Origin of the sequence: Proteus faecis (genome assembly GCF_030286765.1) — a bacterium.
GTDB classification, from domain to species: domain Bacteria; phylum Pseudomonadota; class Gammaproteobacteria; order Enterobacterales; family Enterobacteriaceae; genus Proteus; species Proteus faecis.
Map to the genome: position 1 here is coordinate 364,478 of NZ_JASVWV010000001.1, position 14,782 is coordinate 379,259.

At 36.4% G+C, this 14,782-nt stretch carries 11 protein-coding genes; 3 read left to right on the forward strand and 8 right to left on the reverse strand.

Going from position 1 to position 14,782, the window contains the following annotated elements; genetic code table 11:
• Nucleotides 1-526 precede the first annotated feature (526 nt).
• The gene (gene rne, locus QSH13_RS01745) at nucleotides 527-3,967 is read left to right on the forward strand and encodes a ribonuclease E (protein WP_235376098.1); all 3,441 of its coding nucleotides are present in this window, start codon (nucleotides 527-529) and stop codon (nucleotides 3,965-3,967) included.
• 145 nt (nucleotides 3,968-4,112) lie between these two features.
• Here rne and tmaR read toward each other — a convergent pair whose 3' ends face one another.
• Together tmaR and QSH13_RS01755 are read right to left on the reverse strand one after the other, a co-directional pair.
• Nucleotides 4,113-4,451: a PTS system regulator TmaR gene (gene tmaR / locus QSH13_RS01750; RefSeq protein ID WP_036937771.1), complete on the reverse strand. Its 339-nt coding sequence runs from the start codon at nucleotides 4,449-4,451 to the stop codon at nucleotides 4,113-4,115.
• 255 nt (nucleotides 4,452-4,706) lie between these two features.
• Entirely contained in the window at nucleotides 4,707-5,969 is a 1,263-nt protein-coding gene (locus QSH13_RS01755) for an MFS transporter (RefSeq protein ID WP_109396150.1), read from the reverse strand.
• A gap of 363 nt (nucleotides 5,970-6,332) precedes the next feature.
• Here QSH13_RS01755 and sbcB point away from each other — a divergent pair, with 363 nt between their 5' ends.
• Nucleotides 6,333-7,763: an exodeoxyribonuclease I gene (gene sbcB, locus QSH13_RS01760; protein ID WP_109406401.1), complete on the forward strand. Its 1,431-nt coding sequence runs from the start codon at nucleotides 6,333-6,335 to the stop codon at nucleotides 7,761-7,763.
• 56 nt (nucleotides 7,764-7,819) lie between these two features.
• On the opposite strand, the gene dld is transcribed toward sbcB, so the two are convergent.
• Nucleotides 7,820-9,580 carry a D-lactate dehydrogenase gene (dld, locus tag QSH13_RS01765; RefSeq protein WP_109396153.1) on the reverse strand — a complete coding sequence of 587 codons (1,761 nt, stop codon included), beginning with the start codon at nucleotides 9,578-9,580 and terminating at the stop codon, nucleotides 7,820-7,822.
• Between the two features lie 231 nt (nucleotides 9,581-9,811).
• The gene (locus QSH13_RS01770) at nucleotides 9,812-10,699 is read right to left on the reverse strand and encodes a LysR family transcriptional regulator (protein WP_286038722.1); all 888 of its coding nucleotides are present in this window, start codon (nucleotides 10,697-10,699) and stop codon (nucleotides 9,812-9,814) included.
• Nucleotides 10,700-10,847: 148 nt separating this feature from the next.
• Here QSH13_RS01770 and QSH13_RS01775 point away from each other — a divergent pair, with 148 nt between their 5' ends.
• On the forward strand, nucleotides 10,848-12,497 hold the full coding sequence (locus QSH13_RS01775; RefSeq protein WP_286038723.1) for an alpha-keto acid decarboxylase family protein: 1,650 nt from the start codon (nucleotides 10,848-10,850) through the stop codon (nucleotides 12,495-12,497).
• Nucleotides 12,498-13,604: 1,107 nt separating this feature from the next.
• On the opposite strand, the gene QSH13_RS01780 is transcribed toward QSH13_RS01775, so the two are convergent.
• From QSH13_RS01780 to QSH13_RS01790, 4 genes are all read right to left on the reverse strand, one after another.
• Nucleotides 13,605-13,856: a hypothetical protein gene (locus tag QSH13_RS01780; protein WP_286038724.1), complete on the reverse strand. Its 252-nt coding sequence runs from the start codon at nucleotides 13,854-13,856 to the stop codon at nucleotides 13,605-13,607.
• Nucleotides 13,857-13,989: 133 nt separating this feature from the next.
• A complete protein-coding gene (locus tag QSH13_RS01785) occupies nucleotides 13,990-14,217 on the reverse strand; it encodes a hypothetical protein (protein ID WP_109391033.1) in 228 nt (75 codons plus the stop codon).
• 92 nt (nucleotides 14,218-14,309) lie between these two features.
• Complete coding sequence (locus tag QSH13_RS18520) at nucleotides 14,310-14,447, reverse strand: VENN motif pre-toxin domain-containing protein (protein WP_349816256.1); 138 nt, start codon at nucleotides 14,445-14,447, stop codon at nucleotides 14,310-14,312.
• On the reverse strand, nucleotides 14,387-14,659 hold the full coding sequence (locus tag QSH13_RS01790; protein ID WP_286038725.1) for a hypothetical protein: 273 nt from the start codon (nucleotides 14,657-14,659) through the stop codon (nucleotides 14,387-14,389). The genes QSH13_RS18520 and QSH13_RS01790 overlap by 61 nt, the downstream gene beginning before the upstream one ends.
• Nucleotides 14,660-14,782: the final 123 nt, after the last annotated feature.

Sequence of the window (14,782 nt, forward strand, 5' to 3'; positions counted from 1 at the left end):
CGATTCTTTGGCTCTCTTAAAATAAAAATAACAAACTACTTTGTGGTGTACAAAATAACATCAAATCTGTCGTCTATTTTAACCTGAATAATGGGAAAAAGACGAAACATTAGCTAATCTCTCATATTTATACAGAAAAAGTCACCAAAGCAGAAAAGTCATCTTGCTATAACCCTAACACCAATGGAATAATGCAGACTCTCCTGATTATGTTTATCAGGTATATTTATGAAAATTTTGTTTGTTTGATTTTCAAAATGCAGCAATGGCGTAAGACATAGTCGAAAATCAAACAATTTAGTATGCCATAAATACATCGCTTATTGAGTTGAAACATCGTTTTCAATTAAACAGTGCTGAATTTTTGAACTAAAAATCAGACTCACCGACATATTGCATCTCTATACAATCGACAACCGTGAGGTTGACGCATTTGTAAAAGACACGAGGTCATCGGTTATCAATAGTGTAATTACGTATGTTAGTGGCACATTATAAAACGTGAAAATAACGAGTAAGTCACAATATGAAAAGAATGTTAATTAACGCAACTCAGCAGGAAGAGTTGCGTGTTGCCCTTGTCGATGGGCAACGTTTGTACGATCTGGATATCGAAAGCCCCGGTCATGAACAGAAAAAAGCGAATATCTATAAAGGTAAAATTACTAGAATTGAACCCAGCCTAGAAGCCGCTTTTGTTGATTATGGTGCGGAACGCCACGGTTTCCTTCCTATCAAAGAAATAGCCCGCGAATACTTTCCTAGTAATTATCACTCTCATGGTCGTCCTAACATCAAAGATGTCTTAAAAGAAGGCCAAGAAGTTATTGTTCAAGTTGATAAAGAGGAGCGTGGTAATAAAGGTGCAGCATTAACCACTTTTATCAGCCTTGCAGGAAGTTATTTGGTCTTAATGCCAAATAATCCTCGTGCAGGTGGTATTTCTCGCCGTATTGAAGGTGAAGACCGTACTGAACTCAAAGAAGCTTTATCAAGCCTTGAAATCCCTGATGGTATGGGTCTGATTGTACGTACAGCTGGTGTTGGCAAATCTGCCGAAGCGCTACAACAAGACTTAAGTTATCGTCTAAGACACTGGGATGCTATTAAGAAAGCAGCTGAGAATCGCCCTGCTCCATTCTTAATCCATCAGGAAAGTAATGTAATTGTTCGCGCATTCCGCGACTATTTACGTCCTGATATTGGTGAGATTTTAATTGATAACGCAAAAGTCGTTGAAATGGCTCGTAGCCATATTGAAGCGATTGGTCGTGGTGATTTTGCTAGCAAAATTCGCCATTACACTGGTGCAGTACCTCTATTCAGCCATTATCAAATTGAATCACAGATTGAATCTGCATTTCAGCGTGAAGTTCGCCTTCCTTCTGGCGGTGCTTTAGTTATTGATACAACTGAAGCATTAACGGCGATTGATATCAACTCCTCACGCTCAACTCGTGGTGGTGATATTGAAGAAACTGCATTTAATACTAACTTAGAAGCAGCTGACGAAATTGCACGCCAATTACGTTTACGCGACTTGGGTGGTTTAATTGTTATCGACTTTATCGACATGACACCTGTACGCCATCAACGTGAAGTTGAAAACAGAATGCGTGAAGCGGTTCGCCAAGATCGTGCTCGCATTCAAATTGGACGTATCTCGCGCTTTGGCTTATTAGAGATGTCTCGCCAACGTTTAAGCCCTTCATTAGGTGAATCTAGCCATCACGTTTGTCCACGTTGCTTAGGCACCGGCACTATTCGTGATAACGAATCACTGTCACTTTCTGTGTTACGTCTTATCGAAGAAGAAGCACTTAAAGAAAATACACATGAAGTACATGCGATTGTGCCTGTTCAAATCGCATCTTATTTGCTTAACGAAAAACGAAAAGCTGTAACTGATATTGAATTACGTCAATCTAATGTCAAAGTGGTTATTGTTCCTAATGACCAAATGCAAACGCCTCATTTCTCTGTTATTCGTGTGCGTAAGGGTGAAGAAATTACCTCTCTAAGCTACAACTTAGCGCAATTCCATGAAAGTCAGCTAAATGAAGCTGAGGACGATGTTGTTACAGAGCGTAAAACCCCAGAACAACCCGCTATTTCAGCCTTTGGATTGCAAGAAGAAGAGACGATTGAAGCAACAAAAAGCAAAAAAGCACCTCAGCCCCAAGCTAAACCAGTTAAAACAGAACAAGCTCAAGGTACAGGTTTCTTTAGCTCTATTGCCAAATTCTTCTCTAACTTATTTAGTAGCGAACCAGAGCCTGTAGTAACACAAGAGAAACCGCAGGAAAATAAGAAAGAGAATAACGAAAATCGTCGTGAACGTCGTAATAACAATAATCGACGTAACAACAATAATCGCCGTGACCGTGATAACGATCGTAATCGTGATAACGCAAATAGCGAAGACAATCGCAAAAATCGCAATCAAAAACCACAAACAACGCCAACAACTGAAGTTAGCAGTGAACAAGAGATTGCAGAACGCGAAGCTCGTCGTCAGCAACGTCGTGAACAGCGTGCTGAACAACGTCGCCGTCAAGAAGAAAAACGTCAACAACAAGAAGCGGCTAAAGCTCAAGCTGCCCTTGCTGAAAATGACAGCGTTGCAAAAGACAGTGCTAATGAGAAGAAAGAAGAACCTCGTCGCCCTGTTATGCAACGCCGTAATCGTCGTCAATTAACACAATCTGTACGTGTGACTGACAATGATAATGCATCAACAGTTGTACCAACTGCGACCGAAAAAGCAGTTTCTGAACCACCAGTTGCAACAACACAAACTAAAGTTGCACCAACTGAAAAATCAGCACCTAAAGCAGCCACTGTTGCAAAAGTTGAAACTAATGAAGTTCAAGCTGTAAAAGCATTACCTGATGCAACTAAATCACAAGATGACAATAAGAACGAAGATAATAACGGGCAAGATAATGTTATGCCTCGCCGTTCTCGTCGCTCACCTCGTCATTTACGTGTAAGTGGTCAACGTCGTCGTCGCTATCGTGATGAACGAACTTTAACAGTATCACCAATGCCTCTGGCAATGGCGGTCGCTTCTCCTGAACTTGCTTCAGGTAAAGTCTTCATTCACTACCCAATTACACCGGTAAGTGATGCGCCATTTATTGAAAATAATGTTGAAAACAACAATGATGTTTCTGTTGGAAACCACATTATTACTCATAAAGATCCACAAATGGTAGCTATCACACCAGCGGTTTCAGAAGCCATTGCTACTGATATAGCACAGGCAGGATCTACTGAATCAACTTATTCTGTCACAGTGAGTACTGAATCAACCACAGAGGCTGTTGCAGAAATTATTGCGGTAGAACCTCAGGCTGTGCCTGCTGAAACAAACAACAGCATTGAAAACAATGTTATCAGTGATGTAATTAATGAAGTAAATGCAGAAGAGCACGTTACTCGTAAAGAGAATATTTCAGCGGTATTAAATACCACTGAAGCTTATATGCATGAAGCTTCACAACAAGCAGAAACTAACATTGAGTCAGAAGAAGTTGTACAAGATACGCTTGCAACAGTAGAGAATGAAATATCAACACCTGAACCTCAACCTGTTGAAGCTGTAATAACAACTGAAGAAACAATTGAACCACACAAAGAAGTTGCTGTTGAAACTGTTGCTGATCCTATCGTTGAAAGTCAAGCAGAAGAAAACGCAATCCTTGCTGTGGAAATTGAAGCGGTAACTGAAAGCAAACCAACTGAAGTCGTTATTCGTCAAGAGCCTGTTGCAATTGCACGCCAACTGCATGCAAGCTCGCCAATGACAAAAGCACCTGCTTCTGATGAAGCGCCTGTGGCAATTGAAATCAAAGCATGGGAAGCACGTCCAGCTTTTGATAAGAAAGGCCGAACTGGTGCAGGTGGACATTGTTCTACTAATCACGCTTCTTCAAAAATGACTAAAGCTGAAAGTCAAAACTGATAATACGACTAAACTGAGAACCCACTTTTTAGTGGGTTCTTTTTTTAGGTAGCTATTAGCAAATTAACTTAGTAATTAATAAAATAAAAAAAGCCCCTGAACTTTCGATTCAGAGGCCTTCAATTTCTTGTTTTTAGTAAAGTAATCAGTCTTTTAGATCAGGAAGGTTTTTAATTTCACCCATCGCTTTTAACTGCTTAGATAATTCACGGCGCTCTTTAGACAGATCGGCATTTTTAATAATGTAATCATCAACACGATCGTCATAGTCACTACGCATATTAGCAATAATACCCAGTACATCTTCAATCGACATACCTGGTTTAATGTATTCACTTAAGTTGTCTAACAAAAGAACACGTTTTTGATTATCACGGATCTTTTTCTCATTGTCAGTGATCTCACGACGGATTTTGTTTTTACGACGATACATACGCACAAACTCCAGTACGTTTTGGAAAGACGGCTTGTTTGCGTTATCCATTTCCTACACCTTTACAATTGATATTTAAGATAAATAGTTCTGTTTAAGATTATCGCTTAATCGTGTCAATAAACAAGCAAAGTTTACAAATTTAATTGATTTTGCTTAATTAACAATTAATTAGGATGATATATATTAATAAATATAGTCAACATTCTTTAACTCGTAAATGTTCACTTAATTTAATGATAAAAAATGGCTACACATTTTTACTGGTAGCCTAATCGACACTACAAAGGATAAATTAATGAGCGACTAAATAGGTTGTGCTTTATTTTTATCTTCATGTTGTAAGCCATCAAGTGGCTGTAATGCTTTCGCATCTGAACGCAAAAACACAGCTGAGAGAAGTGTCGTTCCTATCACAATACATCCCATCACCATATAAGTTGGTGCAAAACCATAATGATCATAACCATAACCAGCCAATGGAGATAATAATGTCGCGACAATAGAACTCACACATTGGAAACCGACCAAATAAAGCGTTGAAGATAAACGTTTATCAAAGTGTTGACTGTTATATTTAAAAATTGAAATTAATAAAATAGGCAGTTCAACAGCATGTAATAATTTCATACAAGAGATCAAGACAGGCCCTTCGACTAATCCTGAACCAATAATACGAGCTGCCATAACACTACTTGCCAGTAATAAGCCGTTTTTAGCACCAATTTTATTTACAAGGAAAGGTGCAATAAACATACCACCAGCTTCTAAGAATACCTGCAATGAATTCAGATATCCGTACATCTCATTACCCTGCTGTAAGGTCGCAAATTGCGATGAGAAAAAGACGGGAAATTGTTGGTCATAAACCCCATAAACACAAGTGCCAATAACAAACAAAATAAGTGCCCAAAAACGAGGCAATGAAAGCAAATTCAACGCATCTTTGATAGTAATAGCTGATGTTTTTCCATGCTCTAATTGATTAAACGCGTCTGATTTATCCGTTTTTAACAGTGCTAAAAGAATTAAGAACACAACACCAGAAATAGAAGCCATCACAAAATTGTAATTAGGATCGATATTTATATTGTGTCCGGCAATAAATGTTGCGGAAGCCCAACCCAATGATCCCCACATTCTTGCCCTACCATATTCAAAACCACGAATACGGCTAACACGCTCTGTATATGATTCTAATACGCCAATCCCCGCATTAAATGTCATACCAACATATAAGCCCCCTAGAATGGAACCTACAAAAATATTCCAACGTAATATTGATGCGAAACCTAGAAAAAAGGGGCCAGAAAGAATAAGTAATACTGCAATTACTAATAATAAATTCTTTCTTAACCCGAGTTTATCTTGAATAAAGCCATATAAAGGTTGGGCACATAATGCAATCAAAGAAATTGCCGAGAATATTAATCCTGTGTCAGTCGCTTTTAATCCTACATACTGATTTAACCAAATAGAAACTAATGAAAATGATGAAGACCAGGTAAAAAAGAAGAAAAATAGCAGCGCACTTAAAATCGCATAGTATTTTTTTGAGTCTTTGTTCATTGGTTGAGCGCCTTATAAAGTCATTTCACCTCTAAATGTTAACGTTAACTTTTAGATTCACAAACAATAATGTTGCTTTAATGTGATATAAAGCACACAAGTTAACGTTAACAATTTGAGTTATGTGTTCTGGATCTACTTTCCTTTTATCGTAGTGGCTTAGTGCTAAAAATACAAATAAGTACTCTTTTAGAAAAAGGCCTACATTTATTTTAAATAACATTCTATTACTTTCAAATAAAACCATTTGCATAGGATATTTCACGTTTACTGCATTATGGTTTACCATGGTCTTAATTAAATCCAATACAACTCATTGAGTAATGATTGAAAAAATCATCAATAAATTTATGGTAGAAAACCTTGTCTAATTCAGCAAAAACGCCCACATTTTACGTTCATGACTACGAAACCTTTGGCACAAACCCAGCCTTAGATCGCCCTGCTCAATTTGCAGGCATAAGAACTGACATGGATTTCAATATTATTGAAGATCCTCTCGTTATTTATTGTAAGCCTAGTGATGATTATCTACCTCACCCTGAAGCGGTAATGATCACAGGAATAACACCACAAATTGCGGCAAAAAATGGGGTGATTGAAGCGGAATTTACTCGTCAAATTCATCACGCTTTCAGCCAACCCAATAGTTGTATTATGGGCTATAACAACCTTCGATTTGATGATGAAGTCACTCGTAATATCCTTTATCGTAATTTTTATGATCCTTATGCTTATAGCTGGCAAAAAGGAAATTCACGTTGGGATTTACTTGATGTGTTGCGTGCCTGCTATGCACTGCGCCCTGAAGGTATTGTTTGGCCTGAAAATGAAGACGGTTTTCCAAGCTTTCGTTTAGAGTTATTGACTAAAGCAAATGGCATTTCTCATGAAAACGCGCATGATGCAATGTCTGATGTTTATGCCACCATTGCGATGGCAAAAAAATTAAAGCAAGCTCAACCGCGTATGTTTGATTATTTCTTTAATTTACGCGATAAACGTAAAGTTCAGGCACTAATTGATATTCCGGCAATGACACCGATTGTGCATGTTTCAGGTATGTTTGGTGCTGCGCGTTCTAATTTAAGCCTTGTTGCTCCATTAGCGTGGCATCCTGATAATCGCAATGCAGTGATTGTCTGCGACTTAGCCGCAGATATCTCTCCTTTATTAACACTTAACTCAGAGCAATTGCGTGAGCGTTTATATACACCACGTAGTGAATTATCCGTTGATGAGCCACCTGTTCCAATTAAATTACTGCATATTAATAAATGTCCCATTGTGGCACCGCAAAATACATTAAGACAGCAAGATGCAGATAGAATTGGTTTAGATGTTGATAGTTGTTTAAAAAACCAAGCAATCTTGTTTTCTCATCCTGAAATACGCAATAAAGTCGTGGAAATATTTGGACAACAAACGCCTTTTATTGTCTCTGATAATGTTGATTCGCAAATTTATAATGGTTTCTTTAGTGAAAATGATCGTAGTGCGATGGAGATTATTCGCTCAACACAACCACAGAATTTACCCGCTTTAGATTTAACGTTTGAAGATGCAAGAATGGAACCGCTGTTTTTCCGTTATCGAGCAAGAAATTATCCTTCAACACTTACCTATGACGAACAACAACGCTGGTTGGCACATAGAAAAGAGATATTATCGCCAGAAAAACTAACCGAATATATTAATACCATTCAGTTATTAGCTGAAGAACATGCCGATAACGAGGAAAAATTAAAACAGCTACAAGCGCTTTATTTATATGCTCAAGAGATTGCGAGTTAATTGACAAAATAAAGGCAGGTTTTATCCTGCCTTTTAATACACACAATATACAACAGTTATTCTTTATTCTCTGTATTCGTGTCATTATGTGTACGTCCACAACCACACTCTTCTCCCCAATATTTTAGTTTTGAGGTTTTACCAATACCTGGGTTCATACTATTGGTTGGATCGTTATGTTTATAAAATGCTTTTAATTGAGGCTTAGCATAATACATATGACCTACATTATGCTCTGCGGGATATTCCGCACCACGTTGATCTAATAATGCCAGCATTTCTGCTTTTAATGCCTTAGCATCAACACCTTTTTTAATAATATAATCTTGGTGCATAACATGACACATAAAATGTCCACAATAGAGTTTATAAAGTAATTTACTCTCTATTTCAGGTGGTAATTTTTCAAACCAATCTTTGTCATTACGGCGCAATGCAATATCTAATGGCAATACATCTTCTACGTCATTAACATGAACGGCATGATAACGCACAGCTGCACCTGCAGCGGCAAAACGATGCAAAAAGGCTTTATTTCCCTCTTCTTCAGTACATTCGAAATAATCGCCTGATGCTAACTTAAAGTATTCTTTTAAATAAGTTGCCGCTTCTTCAATTCCATCATCTGCCATTCTTAACATGAGATGATGTTCATATTTATCACGAAAATCTGTCATACGTGCTGGTAAATGAGCTGGCCATAGTTTGCTCATAAACTGCATGGTTCTATCCACCATATTTTTAGGCAAAAAAGGCACTTTATTTAATACCGCATCTACTCGCCCTTTTACGGCAAATAATATTGGCATTTTATCTGTGCCTAATTTATCAATCACCAAAAACGTATCTTTTCCATACACTTCAGCCATTTTATAATAGCTTCTATGCATATATTCACCAGCAACAGGCAACTTTTTAAAATGGCTTAAAATATGACGACGAATTTCTTCAAGCTCGTCAGGATTATTAGTACCAATATAAAAAACCTGAGTACGATGATCTGCGGGAAAAGTATCTAATCTCACAGCAAATACAGATAATTTCCCTGCACTCCCAGCAGCTTCATATAAACGTCGTTCATCATTGTTAAAACGAGAAGGAGTATTAGCATCAACATCACGTATACGCTCATGATATTCATGGTCAGAGGCTAATTTTTCTGTCGTTTGTATCTGTTTCTCATGATAATGACGATTATCTAAATTGGTTAATATTTCTTCTGGCGTTTCACCTAAATCAATGCCTAAATGGTTAACTAATTCAGCCTCACCTTTTTCATTAACGCGAGCATAAAGTGATAATTCAGTATATGCAGGTCCACGGCGAACTAAAGCACCACCGGAGTTATTACAAATTCCACCAATAACAGAAGCACCAATACAAGATGAACCAATAACAGAGTGTGGTTCACGCCCTAAGGGCTTTAATACTTTTTCTAAGTGCCACAACGTACTGCCGGGAAAAGCAATGACTTGATTATGTTCTGAGAGAACCTGTATTTTATCTTGACGTAATGTACTAATAATCACGATATCTCTATCATAATCATCACCATTAGGTGTCGACCCCTCTGTTAATCCCGTATTCGCCGCTTGCATAATAATAATTTTATCAGCTTCAACACAGGTTTTAAAAACTCGCCATTGTTCTAATAAATTAGCGGGAAAGACAACAGCTAGTGCCTTGCCTTGCCCTGAACGAAAACCTTTTCGATAACGTTCTGTTTTATGTGCTTGAGTTAATACTTGTTTTTTACCTACGATACCTTCAAGTTTGCGAATAAAATGTTGATTTGCAGAACTATTACTCTCATTCATTATTTTCCCTATCCTATTCCTGTACTCTCTGATTAATCTTTTATTTACCTATTTTTATTATTACTCATAAGACTATGTGCAAAATATAAACTTATCATTTATATAACTACTTTTATACTTCTATCTGCACTTCTTGAAAAATAATATTTATTTTTAATCACTTTTATTATTTAAAGATAATTTCAATATTTATTTCTTAAATAAAATATAAATAATCACTAGCTTAATATTTTATTCTATAATTAGCTTTTTTCTTGCTAACTGATCCCATGCTTGGCAACTTCGGCTTTTATAACCATCTTTATTATTGGCTAGTGCTATTTGATATGACAATGTAGGCTCCACAACGGGAAGAACAATCAAATCATCAATAGGATTTTTATTACACATACTATTTGGTAAAAGCGTTACTCCTACCCCTGCTTTGACCATTGCAATTATTAAATCTAAATGGTTACTACGCCCTGCAATAATAGGCTCTTTATTGTAAATACCACAAGCACTATAAATTAAATCATTAATACGAAATTTTTCAGAAAATAAGATAAAAGGTTCATTAATCAACTCATTAAAATGAACTTCTTTTTTTATGGCTAAAGAATGGGATGGCGACATTAATAGCATTAAGTGATCTTCTGAAAAAGGTGTTAATTCAACAGTATCTTCATTAAAAGGTAATACAACTGCTGCAGTTTCAACTATTCCTTCTCTCATAGCATCAGCCATTTGCTTAGTGCCCAATTCAAATATTTTTAGTTCAACCTGAGGATGACGAGAACTAAAAGCCATAATAATGTCAGCAAAATACGTCGAAGCTATTACAGGTGGTAATCCCACATTTAATGTTCCTGTTAATGGTCCAGATTTGTCCTGTAATGCTTTATTCATATCATTAAATTGTGCAAGTATCTGTTTTGCATGCTCAAAAAGTATTGCACCATCATCTGTTAACCTTACACCATTAACTTCCCTTACTAATAAAATAACACCTAATTCATCTTCTAATTTTTTAATGCTACGACTAATTGCAGGCTGAGTAATACATAACACATCCGCAGCTCGGCTAAAGCCATTTAATTGAACAACCTCAACGAAATAGCGCAATACACGAATATCCATAAATTATTTTCACCTTATTACTTTTAGTTATACCCCCAATGATAATAAACCATTTCATATTAGTTAATATCCGAGATAAAACATTAAGCATAATGTAAAAGCATTACTATACTTTTACAGATTATTATTCTATTTTTTTGGAGATAAAATGAATAAGACTGTCGTTGAATATACTTTAAACCGCTTATATGACTTAGGAATAAGTGATGTCTTTGGTGTTGCTGGCGATTATGCATTTCCTATAGAAGACACCATTTGTAATAGTAGCCACATGCGTTGGATTGGGAGTTGCAACGAACTCAATGCAGCTTACGCTGCTGATGGTTATGCCCGGATTAAAGGTATGGCCGCATTATCAACAACATTTGGTGTTGGGGAATTAAGTGCAATTAATGCTATTGCTGGCTCTTATGCAGAAAATCTACCTATTTTCCATTTAGTTGGTATGCCTGCAAGCGGTGTACAAAAAAGTAAGCGCCTTGTTCATCACACATTAGGTAATGGTGATTTTGATATTTTTTATCAATTAGGCCAACGTCTTGCTTGCGCTCATTCAATATTAACACCAGAAAACTGTATTTCTGAAATGGAACGTTTAATTGCTATTGCATTAAAAGAGCGCCGCCCTGTTTATATTGGCTTACCCGCTGATTATGCCGTAATGCAAGTGACGGAGCCATTACCTGTTACCACACCGAAAAAATCAACAAGTGATAAAAAAACATTAGAAAAGGCAGTATCAACAATAATAGAGAGACTAACTCACAGCAATAATGTCTGTGTATTACCTGGTATTTTATCCACACGCTTAGGGTTATCAGATAATGTTCAAGCTCTTATCAATAAAACTGGCTTGCCTTATGCCACTATGTTTATGGATAAAAGTATTTTGAGTGAATCTAATCCCCAATATGTTGGTATGTATGATGGCAAATTAATGACACCTGAAGTCAGAGAATTAGTGGAAAATAGTGAGTACATATTAGGAATTGGTGCAATGATGACCGACTTCAATACAGGAAGTTTCACTGCCAATATTAAACCAAAACAATTTATCAACATCATGTCAGACTATGTTGAGATTGATTCTGTTATCTACCCTTCCGTTTATATGGAAGATATTCTTTCTGAATTAACAAAACGTCTACCAAATAAAACTTATCATCAGATAAAAGCCAGAGGATTAGGTAAACCTGTTATATCAGATAATGGTAAAATTACAGCGCAATATCTCTATCCACGATTAGAGCGGTTTTTTAAACCTAATGATATTATTATTGCAGAGACTGGTACGTCATCAATGGGATTAGGTTTTGCCCTATTACCAGAAGGTGCACAATTTCATAACCAAACATTATGGGGCTCTATTGGCTGGGCGACACCAGCATCATTTGGTGCCGCACTTGCAGCGCCTAACAAACGCGTTATTTTAATTACTGGTGAAGGTTCACATCAATTAACCGTACAAGAGATTAGCCAATTTGTTCGCTTTGGATTAAAACCGATCATCCTTATTTTAAATAATGATGGTTACTTAATTGAACGATTATTATGTGATTATCCCGAAGCTTATTATAACGATCTTGCCCAATGGAATTATCACCAATTACCTAAAGCTTTTGGCGCAACAGATTGGCATTGTGAGAAAGTCACAACCATAGATGAATTAAATAAAGCCCTTGAAGTAGCCGGATCAACAGAGAGTGCCTCTTATATCGAAATAATAACCGCACGATATGAATCATCTGAATTAGCACAAAAATTAAAAGAATCGAAGAGTTCGCTATATTCATTCTAAAATAAATGGATGAAGTGATAAATAAAGTCTTTAAGCAGAATAAAATAGATAAAATCTTAGCTTTTTTTATTTATTAATTTTGCCATGACTTAAATATTGGGCATGGTCTGATTTTTATTTTAAATATACAGACCATGTCATTTTTTATCATTATATTGCTCACATTCCATTTAAATGATTACGCATTGTTATTAAAGCAAAATAAAAACATTCTTAAACAGATCAAAACCTTGATTACCTGCAAATAAGCCTGATGAAATAACAATTTAATACAAAACCATGTGGGAATACGGTTTTCCAACATGGTTAAACTGGATAGTTGATTATCTGGTTGTCAGTGACACTGTAAGCTAAATACACAGAATTATTTACAGGGTCGGATCTTAATATCATCTACGTAACTTATATTCTGCAAACCAAGTCCCTATTCCAGCTATTGGACCTATGATCAAACCTACTCTGAAAGCCTTTTTTACATACTCATGTGAAAAAGTAAACTCTCCACTGACAAACCACCAAATTAGGCATTTGCCAATAAAAAAGAATATTATAATCATTAGAAACGTGGCAAGCCCACATATAATGCTCATTATAACCACGAACATTAGTTGATCATTTTTTGCTCTCATCCATTTTTTCCTTAATCTCTTTAATTTCCTCTTGCATAAGAGCATTTGTTGTTTTAGTTAGACCCGCAGCCCCCATATTTCCCCAAAAACCAGGAACGGAACTATGCTCGGTTTCAGATCCTTCGAAAGTCCATATAATCCGTTTATAGCTCCATCCTGCAATTGATGTACCCTGAGAGGCTTAATAGCTATATCAATTGATCCCCCTGTAACTTGAGCATTAATTTTATTGCCCATTTTGTAAAACCATACTAACGCCTTTTATATTCTAAATAGTTAACTAAACAAATTACTACTCCTAAAAATAATCCCATTACTCCTCCTATTTTTAATGCCTCAATAAAATCATTTAATTCCCAAATAAACGAATTTTTTTCAAAATATAAAATTAGTTTAATTAGAAGTTTAATTAAGATTATTGTTAAAAATATAGTTACACACATACTCAAAGACCAAAATAAAAAATATATAAATAGTTTCATTTCTCATCCTCTGGTTTTAGTTCTTCTGTAATTATTTTATTTGCTGATTCAGAACCAATAGCTCCAATTGTACTTCCAACAATATTTGGTACTACTGATACACTCGGCGGAGCTGTAATTGATAGCATTACAACTAATGGGCGCTCTTTAAGTCCGCTAGACCAAGGATTAAATTTATTATCCAGACGATGAGTTAGCCATTTTGTGCCTCCATAGCCGAATGTTGAACCAGCTAATGCGCCTCCCATGGAGACCCAAGGTGATACTACCCAATCACATATATTCAGTATTATGTCTTGCGCCTTTTGGTGATAATAATTACAGACTGATGTCTGGCTGGACACTACAAATTAATATCTATTTAATGATTGAATTAGCCATTCAATGTTTATTTTCCCAATAATTCACAAATAGATGAATACCACTAAAACTCAAACCAAACACTCCCCCAAAAACAATCGGTTTTTTTAAAAAAAATATATCAATATAAAAAACACCTAATTTCATATAATAAATAAATTCAACAATAAAACCAAGCAATAAGAATGTAATAAAAACCAGTGCAAAGTAACAAAAAAATAACATTAAAAAATAATTAATTACTTTCATTTTCGTTCTCTATTGTGATTTCCTTCAATACTCCGCTAGTCTCTTTATTTAAATACTCTGAACCAGTGGATCCAAGGAGGTTACCTATAATTCTAGGCATTGGCGATACCTGCGCTATTATCGCTAATTAACCCACCGGCAATGCCGGAAGCTAACGTTGCCCATGCACTTATATTCTGCTTTTCAAGCTCGGTAAGTTCTTCGGGGTTTTGCCATAAAGTGAATGCGATAAAATACCCATGGTTTCGCCGGTCATCGCGCCCGTGGCTTGTGCTGCCGCATTTTCGCCTTTTGCTAATGCAAGACCGGCATTCACCAAACCGTGGGCAAGGGTGCGCTGAATATCACTTTCAACACTGTTACCATGAATTTGATTTTTCACTTCATTGGCAAGATAAGGTGCAGAGCCATTGGCAATCGCGGTGACAATATTGCCACCCATAATGCCTTGCGTAAATGCCGTGACTTCTTGAATAGCTCGGGTATATTTACCGCCCGTGCCAAAGTCAGGCTGGTTGGTGTGACCTTGTAATACTTGCTGAAAATGACAAAATTTTTGGCTGGG